General features: G+C 59.4%; 15 protein-coding genes and 1 pseudogene. 11 read left to right on the forward strand and 5 right to left on the reverse strand.

All coding sequences use genetic code 11. The annotated features are described in order from the left end of the window. Positions 1-6 precede the first annotated feature (6 nt). Positions 7-669: an ACT domain-containing protein gene (locus ACP8IT_RS05335; RefSeq protein ID WP_005280230.1), complete on the reverse strand. Its 663-nt coding sequence runs from the start codon at positions 667-669 to the stop codon at positions 7-9. A 199-nt stretch (positions 670-868) separates the two neighbouring features. Between ACP8IT_RS05335 and gatC the strand changes: the two genes are divergently transcribed. From gatC to ACP8IT_RS05350, 3 genes are all read left to right on the forward strand, one after another. Continuing rightward, complete coding sequence (gene gatC, locus ACP8IT_RS05340; RefSeq protein WP_005280231.1) at positions 869-1165, forward strand: Asp-tRNA(Asn)/Glu-tRNA(Gln) amidotransferase subunit GatC; 297 nt, start codon at positions 869-871, stop codon at positions 1163-1165. Beyond that, positions 1166-2653 (forward strand): Asp-tRNA(Asn)/Glu-tRNA(Gln) amidotransferase subunit GatA, encoded by a 1488-nt coding sequence (gene gatA / locus ACP8IT_RS05345; RefSeq protein WP_490290539.1) that lies wholly within the window; start codon positions 1166-1168, stop codon positions 2651-2653. 104 nt (positions 2654-2757) lie between these two features. Beyond that, the gene (locus ACP8IT_RS05350; RefSeq protein WP_023031067.1) at positions 2758-3291 is read left to right on the forward strand and encodes an META domain-containing protein; all 534 of its coding nucleotides are present in this window, start codon (positions 2758-2760) and stop codon (positions 3289-3291) included. A 77-nt stretch (positions 3292-3368) separates the two neighbouring features. Here ACP8IT_RS05350 and ACP8IT_RS05355 read toward each other — a convergent pair whose 3' ends face one another. Then, complete coding sequence (locus tag ACP8IT_RS05355) at positions 3369-3692, reverse strand: hypothetical protein (RefSeq protein ID WP_490290540.1); 324 nt, start codon at positions 3690-3692, stop codon at positions 3369-3371. Positions 3693-3739: 47 nt separating this feature from the next. Here ACP8IT_RS05355 and ACP8IT_RS05360 point away from each other — a divergent pair, with 47 nt between their 5' ends. The 3 genes from ACP8IT_RS05360 (at position 3740) to ACP8IT_RS05370 (ending at position 7210) form a co-directional block, all read left to right on the forward strand. Then, positions 3740-5116: a DHA2 family efflux MFS transporter permease subunit gene (locus ACP8IT_RS05360; protein WP_490290541.1), complete on the forward strand. Its 1377-nt coding sequence runs from the start codon at positions 3740-3742 to the stop codon at positions 5114-5116. Positions 5117-5140: 24 nt separating this feature from the next. After that, the gene (locus tag ACP8IT_RS05365) at positions 5141-6172 is read left to right on the forward strand and encodes an ATP-dependent 6-phosphofructokinase (RefSeq protein WP_005280236.1); all 1032 of its coding nucleotides are present in this window, start codon (positions 5141-5143) and stop codon (positions 6170-6172) included. A gap of 72 nt (positions 6173-6244) precedes the next feature. Then, on the forward strand, positions 6245-7210 hold the full coding sequence (locus ACP8IT_RS05370; RefSeq protein ID WP_490290542.1) for a bile acid:sodium symporter family protein: 966 nt from the start codon (positions 6245-6247) through the stop codon (positions 7208-7210). Here the strand turns inward: ACP8IT_RS05370 and ACP8IT_RS05375 are convergent. Next, the gene (locus ACP8IT_RS05375) at positions 7207-7992 is read right to left on the reverse strand and encodes a DUF4261 domain-containing protein (protein ID WP_023028695.1); all 786 of its coding nucleotides are present in this window, start codon (positions 7990-7992) and stop codon (positions 7207-7209) included. The genes ACP8IT_RS05370 and ACP8IT_RS05375 overlap by 4 nt on opposite strands. Before the next feature lie 57 nt (positions 7993-8049). Here ACP8IT_RS05375 and gatB point away from each other — a divergent pair, with 57 nt between their 5' ends. From gatB to ACP8IT_RS05390, 3 genes and pseudogenes are all read left to right on the forward strand, one after another. Further along, a complete protein-coding gene (gene gatB, locus ACP8IT_RS05380; protein WP_034653655.1) occupies positions 8050-9555 on the forward strand; it encodes an Asp-tRNA(Asn)/Glu-tRNA(Gln) amidotransferase subunit GatB in 1506 nt (501 codons plus the stop codon). A 127-nt stretch (positions 9556-9682) separates the two neighbouring features. Next, a pseudogene (locus ACP8IT_RS05385) lies at positions 9683-10736 on the forward strand (NAD(P)-dependent alcohol dehydrogenase). Between the two features lie 202 nt (positions 10737-10938). After that, the gene (locus ACP8IT_RS05390) at positions 10939-12369 is read left to right on the forward strand and encodes a YkvI family membrane protein (protein ID WP_005282500.1); all 1431 of its coding nucleotides are present in this window, start codon (positions 10939-10941) and stop codon (positions 12367-12369) included. A gap of 116 nt (positions 12370-12485) precedes the next feature. On the opposite strand, the gene ACP8IT_RS05395 is transcribed toward ACP8IT_RS05390, so the two are convergent. Next, a complete protein-coding gene (locus ACP8IT_RS05395) occupies positions 12486-13211 on the reverse strand; it encodes a LysE/ArgO family amino acid transporter (protein ID WP_023028699.1) in 726 nt (241 codons plus the stop codon). 69 nt (positions 13212-13280) lie between these two features. Here ACP8IT_RS05395 and ACP8IT_RS05400 point away from each other — a divergent pair, with 69 nt between their 5' ends. Then, positions 13281-14153, forward strand: a complete 873-nt coding sequence (locus ACP8IT_RS05400) for an ArgP/LysG family DNA-binding transcriptional regulator (protein WP_023017816.1) — start codon at positions 13281-13283, stop codon at positions 14151-14153. On the opposite strand, the gene ACP8IT_RS05405 is transcribed toward ACP8IT_RS05400, so the two are convergent. Then, positions 14122-15219, reverse strand: coding sequence for a glutathione S-transferase family protein (locus ACP8IT_RS05405; RefSeq protein WP_490290543.1), 1098 nt, complete (start codon positions 15217-15219; stop codon positions 14122-14124). The two genes, ACP8IT_RS05400 and ACP8IT_RS05405, sit on opposite strands and share 32 nt — an antisense overlap. A gap of 194 nt (positions 15220-15413) precedes the next feature. Here ACP8IT_RS05405 and ACP8IT_RS05410 point away from each other — a divergent pair, with 194 nt between their 5' ends. Next, positions 15414-16304 (forward strand): DoxX family protein, encoded by an 891-nt coding sequence (locus ACP8IT_RS05410; protein WP_490290544.1) that lies wholly within the window; start codon positions 15414-15416, stop codon positions 16302-16304. Positions 16305-16360 lie beyond the last annotated feature (56 nt).

Here is a 16360-nt window from a genome sequence, read left to right on the forward strand (position 1 = left end):
CCGGGCTTATTTGAGGAAGGCACCCAAAATCGTGCCGATGTGGCCGAGGTGCTCGACCTCAGAGGCCAGGTATTCCGGCCCGCCGGTGCGGCCCATGGCGATGACCATCCCGGTATCTCCCAGGGGAGCGGCGGCCAGGGCGGAATCGAGCAGCGCCCAGCTTTCTGGCACCCATTCGTCCTTATCGGGGTGCAAGGTGCGCGCGCTGTCGATGTTGAGATCGACCGGAATCGTATCGTCATCGGCAGGGGCCGCGTTTGAGGAGGCCACGCGGTGAATGGGCTCATTATTGTCAATGACGATGGCCCACGTGGAGGTCGCCGCCTTCGGGATGGCCGCGACGACTTCCTCCATCGCTGCCGTGACATTGGAGGCATTGGCGGCAACGCGCGCTAATAACTCGATCTGCCCGCGCCGGTCCACGCGGCCGCTGAAGGGCCGAATGGAATCTACTTCCACGCCATGAACAGAGGCGGCGGCGGTAATTAAGGCATCGGCCATAGCGTCTGCGGGAAGCTCAATGACAATGTCATCCATGACGGTGCCATCCGGGAAGGATTCTACGATGTCAACCGATTGGATATTTCCGTCAACCAGCCCGAAGGCCTCCGAAAGCTGGCCCAAACTACCAGGGGTATCGGGAAGCAGGACACGGATTAGGTAAGACATTAAGTCGCACGCTTTCAGTAGCTTGTAGTCCCATTTACGATACCTGGGTCACAGTGCGGCGTTCAAGGGGCAATAATTCGGGGTGACTCGGCAACCGCGCGAGTTGGTGCAGTATTATGGAGCCTTAGCAATTTACATAGTACGCGCGGGAAAATAATTTTCACCTGCGCGTCGATTATGGAAAAAGGATGGAGTTCGCGTGTCTGAGATTTCGCGTGATGAGGTAGCCCACCTTGCCAAGCTTTCCCGCCTGGCATTAAGCGATGAAGAGCTAGCCCAATTCGCAAGCCAGATTGATGAAATTGTTGATTCCGTTTCCGCAGTACGGAACGTGGACACTGAAGGCGTGGAACCGATGAGCCACCCGCACTCCGTGGATGCACCGATGCGCGAAGACGTTATCGTGCGCACCCTTACCGCCGAGCAGGCCTTGGACCAAGCGCCGGCCGTGGAAGATGAGCGATTCGTCGTGCCGCAGATTTTGGGAGGAGAGTAAATGACCAACGTTGTTGTACCTGCGGAGGGACTGACCTCTTTGACCGCCGCCGAGCTGGCGGACAAGATTCACGCGCGCGAGGTGACTTCCCGCGAGGTTACCCAGGCCTTTTTGGACCGCATTGCGGAAACCAATCCCGAACTTAACTCCTTCCTGCACGTGGGGCAGGTGGAAGCATTGGCGGCTGCCGATGCCGTGGATAAGGCCCTCGATGCCGGCGAAAAGCCCGCATCGGCATTGGCCGGCGTGCCGCTGGCCCTAAAAGACCTGCTGGTTACTACCGATGCCCCCACTACCGCCGCATCCAAGATGCTCGAGGGCTACATGTCTCCGTATGACGCGACGGTGACCAAGCGTCTGCGCGAGGCCGGCATCCCGATCCTGGGCAAGACGAACCTGGACGAGTTTGCGATGGGTTCGTCCAATGAGAACTCCGCCTTTGGCCCGGTTCACAACCCGTATGACACCGAGCGCACCCCGGGCGGTTCCGGTGGCGGTACCGCAGCGGCGCTGGCTTCGGGGCAGGCTCCACTGGGCATTGGTACCGATACCGGCGGTTCCATCCGCCAGCCGGCGGCGCTCACCAATACCGTGGGCGTAAAGCCCACCTACGGCACGGTGTCTCGCTACGGCCTGATCGCGGCCGCGTCCTCTCTGGACCAGGCGGGTCCCTGTGGTCGTACCGTCCTGGATACCGCGCTCTTGCACGAGGTTATTGCCGGTCACGATGCCTTCGACGCCACATCTGTGGACAAGCCGGTTGCCCCCGTGGTGGAGGCCGCCCGCGAAGGCGCAAATGGCGATCTGAGCGGCGTCAAGGTTGGCCTTATCAAGCAATTCGAGCGCGATGGTTGGCAGGACGGCGTGATGGAGAACTACCACGCCGCCGTGGAACAGCTGCGCGAGCAGGGCGCGGAAATCGTCGAGGTGGACTGCCCGCACTTCGACGAGGCATTGGCTGCCTACTACCTGATCATGCCGTGTGAGGTCTCGTCCAACCTGGCCCGCTTCGATGGCATGCGCTATGGCCTGCGTGCTGGCGATGACGGATCCCACTCCGCGGAGCAGGTCATGTCCCAGTCGCGCGCAGAGGGCTTCGGCCCCGAGGTCAAGCGCCGCATCATGCTGGGCACGTATGCGCTGTCCGTGGGCTACTACGATGCCTACTACCTGCAGGCGCAGCGCGTGCGCACCCTCGTGGCCCAGGACTTTGCCCGCGCCTTCGAGCAGGTTGACGTGCTGGTCTCGCCGACCACCCCGACCACCGCGTTCAAGCTGGGGGAGAAGGCCGAAGACCCCATGGCGATGTACAACTTCGACCTGTGCACCTTGCCGCTCAACCTCGCCGGCCTGTGCGGCATGTCCGTGCCTTCCGGCATGGCAGCCGATACCAACCTGCCTACCGGTTTGCAGATCATGGCACTGGCTTTCCAGGATGATCGCCTGTACAAGGTGGGTGCGGCCTACGAAGCGAAGCGCCAAAACTAGCCGCGCTATTTAAAATAGTTGTCACTGTGAAATAGCTGCGGATTAGATAACGATTCGTTTACACCCCTGTCGGATGCCCATCCGGCAGGGGTAAATTACTGGGTATGACTTTGAAAAAGATTGCAACCGCGACGATGTCCGTCTCCGCAGCTGCGCTCATGGCCATGGGCGTAGCAAACGCTGAACAGCCCGCAGCAACTCCCAAACCAGCAGAAAACCCCGCACCGGTTGAGCCCGGTACCGAGGTAGCAGACTCCACCGCCAAGAGCGACTTGGTGGAATCCCTGCCGGCAGACGCTGACAAGCTGGTGCCGAATATCGAGGGCCAGACCATCACCGGTGAGCTGCACTCCGTCAAGGAAGACGGCAAGTTCACCGTGCAGTTCGACAAGGATCAGTCCTTGGTCCTCAACGATGGCTGCAATACCTACACCACCTCCTACGATGTGGATAAGGATGGCACCATCCACGTAGGTGACTTCGCCTCCACTATGGCGGCATGCGATGACCACACCCAGGCGCTTTCTGATTCCCTGCGTGACGTCCTCGAGTCCGAGCCTTCCTTCTATGCCCTGCCTGACGGCCAGGCCGCACTGGGCACTGAGGACAACGCCGTTGTCTTCAACGTCGTAGAGTAAATACTCACAAGATCACTCAGCACCATGATCCTCCTTGGCGGGGGACCATGGTGCTGTTGTGTATGTGGTGGGGTGGACTACTTGGTATCGGAAAGCGCGTAGGCGGCGCCCGCAGAGGCGGCCGTCACGGCGAGGACTGCTGGCCAGGAACCAATCTTCTTTGCCAATGGGTGGGAAGCGCCGAACGCGCCGACGTACAGGGCGGACAGGCCAGCGGTCGTGGCTGGGTTGGTCTTCTTTGCCCAGGAACGGCCGGCCCACAGGCCCGCAGCGCCGAGGATGACGCCGCCGAGTGGGCGAATGCCGGTCTCGCGGGCGGTGACCCAACCACCGATGAGGCCGAGGGTAACGGTGGTGGCGGTGGATACGTCTTGTGGTTTTTTGATATCAATCATGGACATGGTGGCCAGTCTAGGCCTGATTTGTGCGCCCCGCTAGAATTCCTGCCATGACTGTGGAGACTAATCTGCCACCTGAGCGCCAAGCATGGCGCGCCATGTTCGCGCTATCCCTCGGCTTCTTCGTGTCCCTGTTGGATCAGTCGATGGTGGCCATCGCCCTGCCGGAGATTCAGGTGGATTTAGGCGCCACGGTCAATGAAATCTTGTGGGTCTCGGCCGCCTATTTGCTTGCCGTGGTGGTGCCGCTGCTCTTTACGGGGCGGCTTGGCGATGTCCTCGGCCAGCGCGCCCTATTTTGCATCGGCGTGGGGCTGTTTGGGATCGGCGCAGTAGCGTGCGCGCTGGCGCCGTCGATAGAAGTGCTCATCGTCGCGCGCATCGTGCAGGGCTTGGGAGCATCGCTGGAAATGCCACAGACGATGTCCGTTATTAACCGGGTCTTCGCCCGCGAGCGCCGTGGGCGTGCGCTGGGGGTGTGGGGGATTATCGGTTCGGTGGGATCCTTGGCCGGGCCGCTCCTCGGCGGATTCCTTGTGGCTTATTTTGGCTGGCAAGCGGCCTTTTGGGTGCACGTACCATTTGTCATTGCCGCCATCGTGCTGGCTCTGCTGTGGATACCGAAACTGCCGACCACAGCCCAGGACATCGATAAGCCCTCGGCCATAGTCTCGCTCATTGCGTTAGGGTCCATCGTCTTCGGCATCCAACAAGGCCCAGAGCTGGACTGGGATTGGCGGGTATTGGTGGTGCTTGCCATCGGCATTGCCGCAAGCATTGCCTTCGTGCGCCTGCAGGCTAGCGCGCAGGATCGCGGTTCCACGCCGCTGTTTCCGGTGGAGCTCTTCCACAACCGCAACTATGCGGCCGGCTCCGTGGGCATTTTGACCATGGGCTTTATGGCGGCTTCGGTCATGTTGCCGGTGATGTTGTGGCTGCAATCGGTCAAGGGGCTATCTGCCGGTGAGGCCGGCATCATCGTGGCTCCCATGGCGCTGGTCTCAATGCTGATGTCGCCCATCGCAGGCATCCTCACGGACGCGGTGAATCCGCGCCTGATGGGGCTAGTGGGTTTTAGCCTGATGATCGCCTCACTGTGTTTGGCCTGGTGGGTCATGCATGCCGATGCCAACCCGTGGTGGCTGGCCCCGCCCATCGCCGTCTTAGGAATTGGCCAGTCCTTTATCTGGGGCTCTAATGCGGCAACGACGCTGCGCGATATTTCACCTCACCACATGGGCGCGGCGTCGGGGGCGTATAACACCTCCCGCCAGGTGGGATCCGTGGTGGGCGTGGCCCTAGTTTCCGCCGTGATGCAAACGGGTAATCCGACCACGGCGATCATCAATTCGCTCCTTATGATTGTCATCGCACTGGTAGTGGGACTTATCTCCTCACTGCGCTACGTGGACACGCTGCATGGATAAAAATCCTGCGCTAAATTGGGGGATATGCGTCTTGCTGTACTGACTTCCGGTGGCGATTGCCCCGGCTTGAATGCTGTAATCCGTGCGGTTGTGCGAACCGCATCCAACGAATTCGGCGATACCGTCGTGGGTTACGAAGACGGGTGGGTTGGACTCTTAGAAGACCGCCGGCGCGATCTTTACGACGATGCCGGTATCGACCGGATTCTCTTGCGCGGCGGCACCATTTTGGGCACCGGTCGGCTGCACCCCGATAAATTTAAGGCCGGCCTGGAGCAGATCAAGACGAATATGCGCGAGGCCGAGGTCGATGCCCTCGTTGCCATCGGCGGCGAAGGCACGCTCAAGGGTGCTAAGTGGCTCAACGATAATGGCATCCCCGTTGTAGGCGTGCCGAAGACCATTGACAATGACGTCAACGCCACGGACTATACCTTCGGCTTCGATACCGCGGTATCGGTGGCAACGGATGCGATCGACCGCCTGCACACGACGGCGGAGTCCCACAACCGCATCCTCATCGTGGAGGTCATGGGCCGCCACGTGGGCTGGATTGCTTTGCACGCAGGTATGGCCGGCGGCGCACACTACACCGTGATTCCAGAAGAGCCCTTCGATATCGCGGAGATTACCAAGGCGATGGAACGCCGCTTCCAGATGGGCGAGAAGTACGGCATCATTTGCGTGGCCGAAGGTGCCCTGCCAAAGGAGGGCACCATGGAGTTTGAAGCCGGTGGCGTCGACCAGTTTGGCCACCAAACCTTCAATGGGATTGGCCAGGTCATTGGCGATGAAATCAATAAACGCACCGGCTATGACGTGCGTACCACCGTGTTGGGCCACATCCAGCGCGGCGGAACGCCCACCGCGTATGACCGCGTCCTGGCGACCCGCTACGGCGTGCACGCTGCCCGCGCGGCGCACAATGGGGACTCGGGAATGTGCGTTGCCCTGCACGGCGAAGATATCGACCTCGTGCCATTGGAAGAGGCCGTGGGTACGCTGAAGACGGTGCCCGATGCCCGCTACCGCAATGCGCAGGCCCTCTTCGGTTAAGGCCCGTTAAACCTCCGCCGTCTCGAATATTAAGATCGCCCTCTCACATGGTGGGAGGGTATTCTTTTGTTTATGAGTACCAATAGCGCTACAGAAAAACAGGAAGAACGGCAGGCGCTCATCGCGGCGCTGGGCTTTCCCATACTCGTTATCATCGGTGGCATTATTGGCTACATCGCCCCGAATACTGCGGCATCCTTTGCCCCGCAGGTAACCCCGCTGCTGGGCATCGTCATGTTCGGCATGGGGCTTACCCTCAAGCCTGTCGATTTTGTGCTCGTGGTGCGACGGCCGCTGCCGGTGGTGCTTGGCGTGGTGGCACAGTTCGTCATTATGCCGCTGATCGCGCTCGCCGTGGTGGCAGTCATGGACCTGCCAGAGGCGGTTGCGGCCGGAGTGATTTTGGTCGGCTGCGCCCCAGGCGGCACGAGCTCTAACGTGGTGTCCTACTTAGCGCGCGGCGATGTCGCGCTTTCGGTGACCATGACCTCCATCTCCACGCTCTTGGCGCCCATCCTCACCCCGCTTTTGACCTTGTGGTTGGCGGGCGAATACATGCCGGTCTCCGCGGCGTCGATGGCGTGGTCCATCGTCAAGGTGGTGCTCGTTCCGGTCATCGCGGGCATTATCATCGGCATGCTGCTTCCACGGCTCGTGGCAAAGATTCAGGCGGCATTGCCGTGGATCTCCGTTACCGCGATTGCCTTGATCGTGTGCATTGTTGTTGGTGGCGCACATGACAATATAGCCACCGCCGGTGCGCTGGTCTTTGCCGCTGTGGTCATTCACAATGCGTGCGGCTATGGCTTGGGCTACCTCGCAGGCCTTTTTACCCGCCAGCCGGTTCCGGTCCGCCGCACCATGGCTGTGGAGGTAGGAATGCAGAATTCCGGGTTAGCCACCAGCCTTGCCTCTTCCTATATGAGCCCACTGGCCGCCTTGCCCGGCGCCGTCTTTTCTGTGTGGCACAACTTGTCCGGCGCGATCTTGGCTGCCCTGTGCCGCTTTAGCGATGCCCGCAAGGCCAAAGCCAGCTAAAAATGAATGGTGACAGCGGGGAAGTTCTGGTCTACGAACCAGGGCTCCTCCGTGATGGTTAGTGGGGCTTGGCCTTCCTCGAAGGCTAAGGTATCGCCGCCTTTGACGGTGGCGCCTTGCAGGATGTGGTCGGCGATATTTGCCAACTTGTAATAGAGGTCCGTGGGATCCATCGAGCTGGTGCGCGCCTGAATTTCCGGGTGACCCGCTTGGACTAGGCCCATGGAGTAGCCGCGGAGCTCGCCACCCGATTGCGTAATCCACACCGGCGCGATGTGCATGGGGGCGAGGTTATTGCGCACGGCATCATTAAACATCGCGGGGGAGATGGAGACGTTGCCGCGTGGGTTGTGGATGATAAGGCAGTTGGGGTGCTGGGCTACCGCGGTCGTCGCCTGGGACAGCAGCTCTAGGTGCTCGCGGCGCGGCTCGCGGAATTGGTGAGAGAGGTCGTGTTCCTGATTATCCGGAAGGACCGAGACCAGCACCTGGGTTCCCGCGGTGTTGAGGTCGCCGGCATCGGCGCTCAAGATGGGGTGGAGGCCGTAACTATCTGGGGTGGGTGCGGAATCGATGGTCTGGTAGTGCAGGACAAACGCGCCATCGATAGGAACGACGAGGCTGCCCGGGTTCTTGCCGGGAGTAATCTCGCCGGCACGCCCCGAAAACGTGCCGGTAATGGCCTCTTTGATCTCTTCGGTAGAGGGGGCGGTGGAAAAGACGGCGATGTTGATGAGTGGGGCATCGACAAGCGAAGTGTCTACTGTATGTGGAGTCGTCATGACAGTCACCCTAGGGGCTAGCGCACGAGAGTGCACGGACGTATTAAGATGGCACGCATGACTGCTGCGATGTATGACCTGATGGACTTCGACGAGGTCCTCGACAAATATGAACCGGTAATGGGCATGGAAGTCCACGTGGAGCTGGATACGGAAACCAAGATGTTTTCCACTTCTGCCACGAACTTCAGCGCAGCCCCTAACTCCAATACCGATCCGGTATCGCTGGGCCTTCCCGGGGCTCTTCCCGTGGTTAATTCCAAGGGCGTGGAGGGCGCAATCAAAATCGGCCTGGCGCTCAATTGCTCCATCGCGGAATCCTCGCGCTTTGCCCGCAAGAATTACTTCTACCCGGACCAGCCAAAGAACTACCAGATCTCCCAGTACGATGAGCCGATTGCTTATGACGGCTACCTCGACGTCGTGCTGGAAGACGGCACGGAATGGCGCGTGGAAATCGAGCGCGCCCACATGGAAGAAGACACCGGTAAGCTGACCCACCTGGGCGGCGCCGATGGCCGCATCCACGGCGCTACCGCATCCCTGGTGGACTGCAACCGCGCGGGCATCCCGCTCATTGAGATCGTTACCAAGCCCATCATCGGTGCCGGCGAGCGCGCCCCCGAGGTGGCGAAGGCCTATGTATCGGCGCTGCGCGAGCTCGTCGCGGCATTGGGCGTGTCCGATGCCCGCATGGACCAAGGTTCCATGCGCGTGGACTCCAACCTTTCCTTGCGCCCTATCGGCCAAGAAGAATTCGGTACCCGTACCGAGACGAAGAACATCAACTCCATGCGCTCGGTAGAGCAGGCCGTGCGCTTTGAGATGCAGCGCCAGGCACAGGTACTGGAAGATGGCGGCAGCATCGAACAGGAGACCCGCCACTACCAAGAAACCGATGGCTCTACCTCCAAGGGGCGCCCGAAGGAGACTGCGGAAGACTACCGCTACTTCAATGACCCGGATTTGCCGCCGGTCATCGCCCCGCGCGAGTGGGTAGAAGAGCTGCGCGCAACCCTTCCGGAGCTGCCGTGGGTCCGCCGCGCCCGCATCCAAAAGGAGTGGGGCATTAAGGACGAGGAGATGCGCGACCTAGTCAACGCGGGCGCACTGGACCTCATCGTGGAGACGGTCGAAGCCGGCGCGAAGCCGGACGAGGCTCGTTCCTGGTGGGTGTCTTATCTTGCAGGTAAGGCCAATGAGCAGGACAAGACCCTGGCCGAACTGGATATCACCCCAGCCCACATTGCCCGCGTCATCGCCTTGGTCAAGGAAGGCAAACTGACCACCAAGTTGGCGCGCCAAGCCGTCGATGGCGTGCTGGCGGGCGAGGGCGACGTTGACGAGGTCGTCGCCAAGCGCGGCCTCGAGGTCGTGCGCGATGACGGTGCCATTGAAAAGGCAGTAGATGATGCCCTTGACGCTAACCCAGACATCGTGGAGAAGTACCGCGCCGGCAATAAGAAGGTGACCGGCGCGATTGTCGGTGCCGTGATGAAGGCGACGCAGGGCAAGGCGGATCCGGGCCAGGTTAATAAGCTGATCGCGGAGAAGCTGAGCTAATACGCCACTGACCGAGCCAGTCTTCGTCCCTGCTTCCACAGGGGGTCGGAGGCTGGCTTTCGCGGTTTTAAATTGACCATAGTTTTCATTTGGGCAGGTCAGGGCGGTAAAGCGTAGACTATGTGACATGCCAATTAAATCTAAAGTTCTGCAAAAAACGAGCCCAGATGCACCCTTTCGCACCGTAGAAATCGAACGCCGCGATCCGCGCGAGGATGACGTCGTCATCGATATCAAGGCGGCCGGAATTTGCCACTCGGATATTCACACCATTCGCAATGAGTGGGGCGAGGCCCACTTCCCGCTGACGGTGGGTCACGAGATCGCCGGCGTGGTCGAAGCGGTAGGGGACAAGGTCACCAAGTTTAAGGCGGGCGACCGCGTGGGTGTGGGCTGCTTGGTCAATTCCTGTGGGGTGTGCGAGCAGTGCCGCAATGGGCAGGAGCAAAACTGCCTGAACGGCTCGGTGGGAACCTATAACTCTGAAGACGTTGATGGAACCATTACCCAGGGTGGCTATGCGCAAAAGGTCGTGGTCAATGAGAATTTCGTGTTGACGATTCCAGAAGGCCTCGACTTTGATGTTGCCGCCCCGCTCTTGTGCGCCGGTATTACCACCTACTCGCCCTTGGCCCGGTGGCAGGTCAAGGAAGGCGATAAGGTAGCCATCGTTGGCCTTGGCGGACTGGGCCACATGGGTGTGCAGATCGCCGCCGCCAAGGGGGCTGAGGTCACCGTCATTTCCCGGTCCCTGCGCAAGGAACAAGAAGCCTATGGGCTCGGCGCGAAGCGGGTACTGGCATCGGGTGAGGACCCCGATTTCTTTGCTAACTACAAGGGCGAGTTCGATCTGATTTTGTCTACCATTTCCGCCTCCTATTCCCTCAATGACTACCTGCAGCTGTTGAAGCCCCGGGGGATCATGTCTGTGGTCGGCCTGCCCCCCAGAGGAATTGGGAATCACCATGGGCAACCTCGTCGGTGGCGGCAAGGTATTGACCGGAAACAATATTGGCGGCATTGCCGAAACCCAAGAGATGCTGGACTTCTGTGCAGAACACGGTATTGGCGCGGTCATCGAAAAGGTGGGCGTTGATGACGTTGACGCAGCCTATGAGCGGGTTGTCGCCGGTGATGTAAAGTTCCGCTTCGTCATTGATACAGAAACTTTCGCGGATTAAGTATGTAAGCTACTTCATCGACAAAAGATGTTGTATTGTATTTCACGCACGTGCAAGTAGGATTTCGTTATTGGCTTACGTACCATGTGCACAGGAGCACACTCCTGCGCCGCGCCTCCCTGCATGCGTCGGGGGATAAGGAGGGGGCCTGGAACTCGCGCACTGGTGTGTGAAAATTATCCGCTACAAAAGTTAGGCAACTGTGTCTTATAAAAATATTCTCGCCATGGCCATGTCCTTCGTGGGCCTGCTGGTAGGCGCAGGCTTTGCTACGGGCCAAGAGGTCGTGCAATATTTCACCGCCTTCGGCTCCTGGGGTATTGCCGGCATTATTGTCGCAGCGGCCATTATGACGCTGGCGGGCACCGTGTTCTTGCAATTGGGCAGCTATTTCCACGCCACTGAGCACAACACGGTCTTCCGCAAAGTCACCCATCCCATCGTGTCCAAGCTATTGGACGTGGCCGTTATCATCACGCTCTTTGCCATCGGCTTCGTGATGCTGGCCGGTGCAGGTTCCAATATGGAGCAGCAATTTGGTTGGTCGGCTTGGATCGGCTCGACGCTGATGCTGGGGCTCGTGATTGCCGTCGGCATGATGGACGTCAATAAGGTGTCCAAGGTCATCGGTATGCTCACCCCGTCCATCATCATCGCCGTCATTGGCGTGGCCATCTACACCATGTTCCATATGCCGGACGATATTGGCGCAGCGATGGAAGCCTCTAGCCAAATCGATACCCCGATTGGCAACTGGTTGGTCTCCGCGCTGAACTACAACGGTCTGGCTTTGATGCTGGCGGTATCCATGTCCCTGGTTATCGGCGGCGATAATATTAGCCCGCGCGAGGCCGGTTGGGGCGGTATTTTTGGTGGCATCGTCTACTCCGTCATGATGGGCCTGGCAGGTTTTGCGCTGTTGATGAACGCCGAGGAGATCGAGGGCTCCGATATCCCGATGCTGTCCTTGGTCGATAGCGTCAACCCAGTCTTGGGCGGGATCATGGCCATCGTTATTTACCTGATGATTTTCAATACCGCCATCGGTATGTTCTACGCATTGGGTAAGCGCCTTTCCGCGGGCAATGAGGCCAAGTTCCGCGTTATCTTCATCGCTGGCTGTTTCGCGGGCTTCGGCGTCTCCTTCTTCGGCTTCAAGACCTTGATGCAGTACGTCTACCCGGTCATCGGTTACATGGGTATTGCGATGGTGGCCGTTTTGGTCTTTGCATGGTTCCGCAGCCAGTCCAAGATTCAGGACGAGGCGCTGCGCCGCGAGCGCGTGCGTTCGCTGATGCACCTGAAGCTGAATCCGAACAAGGAATACGACGCGGATCGCTACGACGACGAGATTGGCCAGCACCTCGAGGATTCCAATATGGATAGTGAGTCCCTCTATGAAGAGCTCGTGACCGAGGTGACGGAAAAGCTCGACGGTGATGACGATGTGGACTTTGATAAGGAAGAATTTGAGAAGCAAAACCAGGACGATCACACCTACTACATCGAACGCGAGGGCGTAGAGCACGACCGCTCGCCGGAAGAGATTGAAAAGTGGATCGAAGAAACCGGTGCTATCGGTGACCCAGAGGAAGACGATGAGTCGTCTGAAGCCGAAAGCTCCCAGAAGTAATCTCGCCTTAGAGCAATAAATTTCCCTCCCCTGGATTTCCCGGGGGAGGGATTTTCTATACCTTGTGCTTGCCGATGCCCCCTTTTAACGCTTGGGGCTGGAGCTGGGCTAGGGGATTACAGCAGGAGGAGCTTGAGGGTCAGGCCAATCATGATGACGCCGATGCCAACGTTGATCCAGCGCCATACCTCGGGGCGGGAGAGAACGTGGGAGAAGCGGGCAGCGCCAAAGCCAATGACGGGGAACCATGTAAAGCTGGCGGCGATGGCACCGCCGGCGAACAGCCACCGGCCGGGGTCGCCATACTGGTTGGCGATGCCGCCGAGCATGACCAAAACGTCGACATAGGCACCAGGGTTGAGCCAGGTTAGCGCCAGCGCTGTAAGAAGCGGCTTGACCCAAGAGGGCGAGCGCTTGATCTCTTGGCGTTGGGTGGCGGTAGCGGTGGCGACAGAACCGTGCTCGGTGCCGGCCCCACCCGTGCTGTCGCCGTCGCCGTCGAAGGTCGCTACTTCCTCGGTCGAATTCGGGGAAGTAGATTCCACGTCGATGGCCTCGCCCTTGGTTTTGAAGGCATCGCGGAAGCAGGTGAAGGTGAAAAAGGCGAGGTATGCTGCGCCGATGTACTTGAGCGCCTCAAGCGCATTGGGAAAGCGCTCAACCAGGTAGCCGACACCGGCGGTGCCGGAGGTAATGAGGATGACATCGGAAAGCGCGCACACCACGATGATGAGCCCGATGTGATCGCGGCGGATGCCGTATTTCAACAGCATCGCATTTTGGGGGCCGACGGCCACGATGAGGGACAAACCAAGCACAAAACCAGCAAGCACGATGGACATGCCTCTAGTGTGAATCTAAGCGGTAAATAAGTCCAGTTAATCTATCTTCATATGGTTTAGAATAGCTTCATGAACCCGGTACATTTGGAAACCTTGCTGGCTATCGTGGAAGAAGGAAGCTTTGAGGTCGCCGCCTCGGTCCTGGGGATTTCTCCGTCTGCGGTAAGCCAGCGCATCAAGGCGTTGGAGGCGAGCACCGGCCGCGTGCTGGTGCGGCGGGCGAATCCGGTGGGGGCGACGGAAGCCGGGGAGATCCTGGTGCAGGCGGCACGGCGTATGGCGTTGGTGCAGGCGGAAACCGATGCCCGGTTGGGCCAGCGCCTAGCGCGCGTGCCCTTGTCGGTGGCCATCAACTCCGACTCGCTCGCCACCTGGTTTACGCAGGTATTAAGCGATACCGCGCAGCGGGGAGACGTTGCCCTGCGCATCCGCATTGAGGATGAGGCCCGCACGCTCGCGATGCTGCGGCGCGGCGATGTCTTGGGTGCGGTAACGAGGGAGCATTCGCCGGTATCCGGGTGCGATTCCACGTTCTTGGGGACCATGCGCTATTTCGCCGTTGCCGCCCCGCATATCGCGGAGGGCTTTCATTCAGGGCGGTTTACCTGGGAGACGATGCCGCTGGTGGGCTATGGTCCCAATGATCAGGTGCTCGATGATGCTATGCGCGAGCGCTTTATTGATTCTCACGTCGTGCGCGCCAGGGTTTCGCAGATTCCTTCTTCGGAAGGTTACCTGGAGGCCGTGCGCGTGGGCCTGGGGTGGGGGCTATTGCCGCAGGCTCAGGCTCAGCCACTGGTGGAATCGAAAGAGCTGCTGCTTCTCGATGACCGCCAGCTCGACATCGACCTCTACTGGCAGCGTTGGCGCCTAGAATCTGAGGTCTTAAGCGATCTGACGCGGTCCGTGATTAACGCGGCTGCGGGGCTGGGAAGAGCTTAAGCTGCAAGTCTTCCGGATTCTTTACTTCCTCGCCGGAGGGAATGGGACCCGGGAGACGCACGCCGGGGGCAAAGGGTTGGCCGCCAAAGCGATCGCGGTCATGGGGCTCTGCTAACCAAGACATATCCGGTCCCACCGGAACGATGCGGGTGGGGTTGATTTCCGTGTGCGTGGCAAAGTAATGCTGCTTGATCTCGGTGAAATCGGTGGTATCACCAAAGCCCGGTAGCTGGAATAGTTCCTGCAGGTAGCCGCGCAGGTTGGGCAGTTCCTGGATCTTGTGGCGTGAGCACTTGAAGTGTGAGTAATACACCGGATCGAAGCGCACGAGGGTGGCAAACAGGCGGATATCGGTCTCGGTAATGTGTTCGCCAACCATATAGCGCTGGGTGCCCAGGCGCTCTTCGGCCCAGTCGAGCGCCTCCCACAGCTGGTCATAGGCCTCTTCGTAGGCTTCTTGCGAGCCGGCAAAACCGCAGCGGTACACGCCATTATTGATGCCGTGGAAGATGTACTCGTTGAGTTCCTCCATCTCCTCGCGGTGCTGCTTAGGGAAGAGATCGGGGGCGCCTTCTGCCTGGAAGTTGGTCCACTGCTCAATAAAATCGCGCACCATAGAGGGGTAATCATTGGTGACCACCCGGCCCGTAGATTCTTCGACTAGGGCGGGCACGGTAATCCCGCGGGGATAGTCCGGAAAGCGCTCGAAGTAGGCTTCCTGCAGGCGCTTGTAGCCCAAAACCGGGTCTACTTCGCCCTCGTCTAGGTCGAATGTCCAGGACCGCGCATCGTGCACGGGCCCGGCGAGGGCCAAGGAAATGGAGTCCTCTAAGCCCAACAGGCGGCGAGCGATGACCGCGCGGTGCGCCCACGGACAAGCGCGGGCTGCAACCAGGCGGTAACGGCCAGCCTCCATGGGCCAATAAAAGGTACCATCGTCCTGCGCGGTTACCTCGGATACTTCAGGTGAAATGCGGTCTTCGATATAGGTGGTATCGCGAATAAACTCGCCATCTGGTGACGCATTGCGGGCATCTCCTGCCCAGTCGGAGTCGTGTGAAGTCATCGAGTCATTCCCAATTCTGGTGGATTCATAAGGCGGGGGAAGTATCCCGCCGACAATTAATGTTTATACGTCAACTATATGACATTGTTGATATTACGACAAGATGGGAGCTAGGGGAAGAGGGGTGCGGGAACAATTGCGGCGCGCCGTTAACGGTACCGCAAAACTGCAGGCAACTGTCTTAAATTGGTCATATGAGCGATAAGCAGCAACCGGATAAAGCCAATCCCTTAGACGAGGATCTTAATGTCCCAGCCTACGATTCCATGCGGCAGGATAACCCCGATGTCTTTGCCCGCGCAGGGCGCGCCGAACCGCAAGAAATTCGGCCGCAGAAGCAAGAGGCGGCGGAGACGGAAGTTTTGTCCAACCCTGCCGCTAATGGGGCTTCACAGCAGGGAAACCAGCAATCCGCAGGTGAGGATACCGCGGTATTGGATCCCGCAGCGGCGGCGCAGACCGAAGGTATTGCGGCAGAAGATGTTTCCCTAACCCCTGAAGAGCTGGCGGAACAAGAGCGCAAGCTTCAGCAGGAGCAGGAGGATAAGGAAGGCTATAAGCGCTATGGGCGTCGTGGCACCATTTACTTTGGTCTCTTTTTTGTCCGCTTGGCTATGAGCGCCTATCTTATGATTGCCGGCGTAGCCACGTTCTTCTCGCTGGGCGATGGCGCCGGAGTCTCCGGCTTGGAAAGCGATTACTCGCAGTACGCTTGGGCTAATTCCTTTGCCCTAGCGGTGCCGACCGTGCAGCTGATCGCCGGAGCATTCCTCCTTTTGGGCCTGATTAGCCCGCTTGCGGCCATGCTTGGCTTGGTCGTTACCGGTTTCACCGCATTGCACGAGCTGGCGGAATCGGGTGCTGGTCTGGAGGTCTTTGACTGGCCGGACTCGGTATGGCTATCGCTGGTACTTTTTGTGGTCGCGATTGGCCTGCAATTTACCGGTCCTGGTTTTATTTCCTTGGACTTTGGCCGCTCTTGGGCGCGGCGCCCACTGGGTACGTCGTGGGTCTTTGTGGTGGTCGGTATCGCCATCTTGGTTGCCGTGTGGTTCTTTGGCGCGGCAGTAAACCCCATTGCTTAGCCTGTTACTCGCTACCGTGTAAGTGAATCCCCGCCGCAGTTAATGCGGTGGGGATT

Source organism: Corynebacterium sp. LaCa_23 (assembly GCF_058182375.1).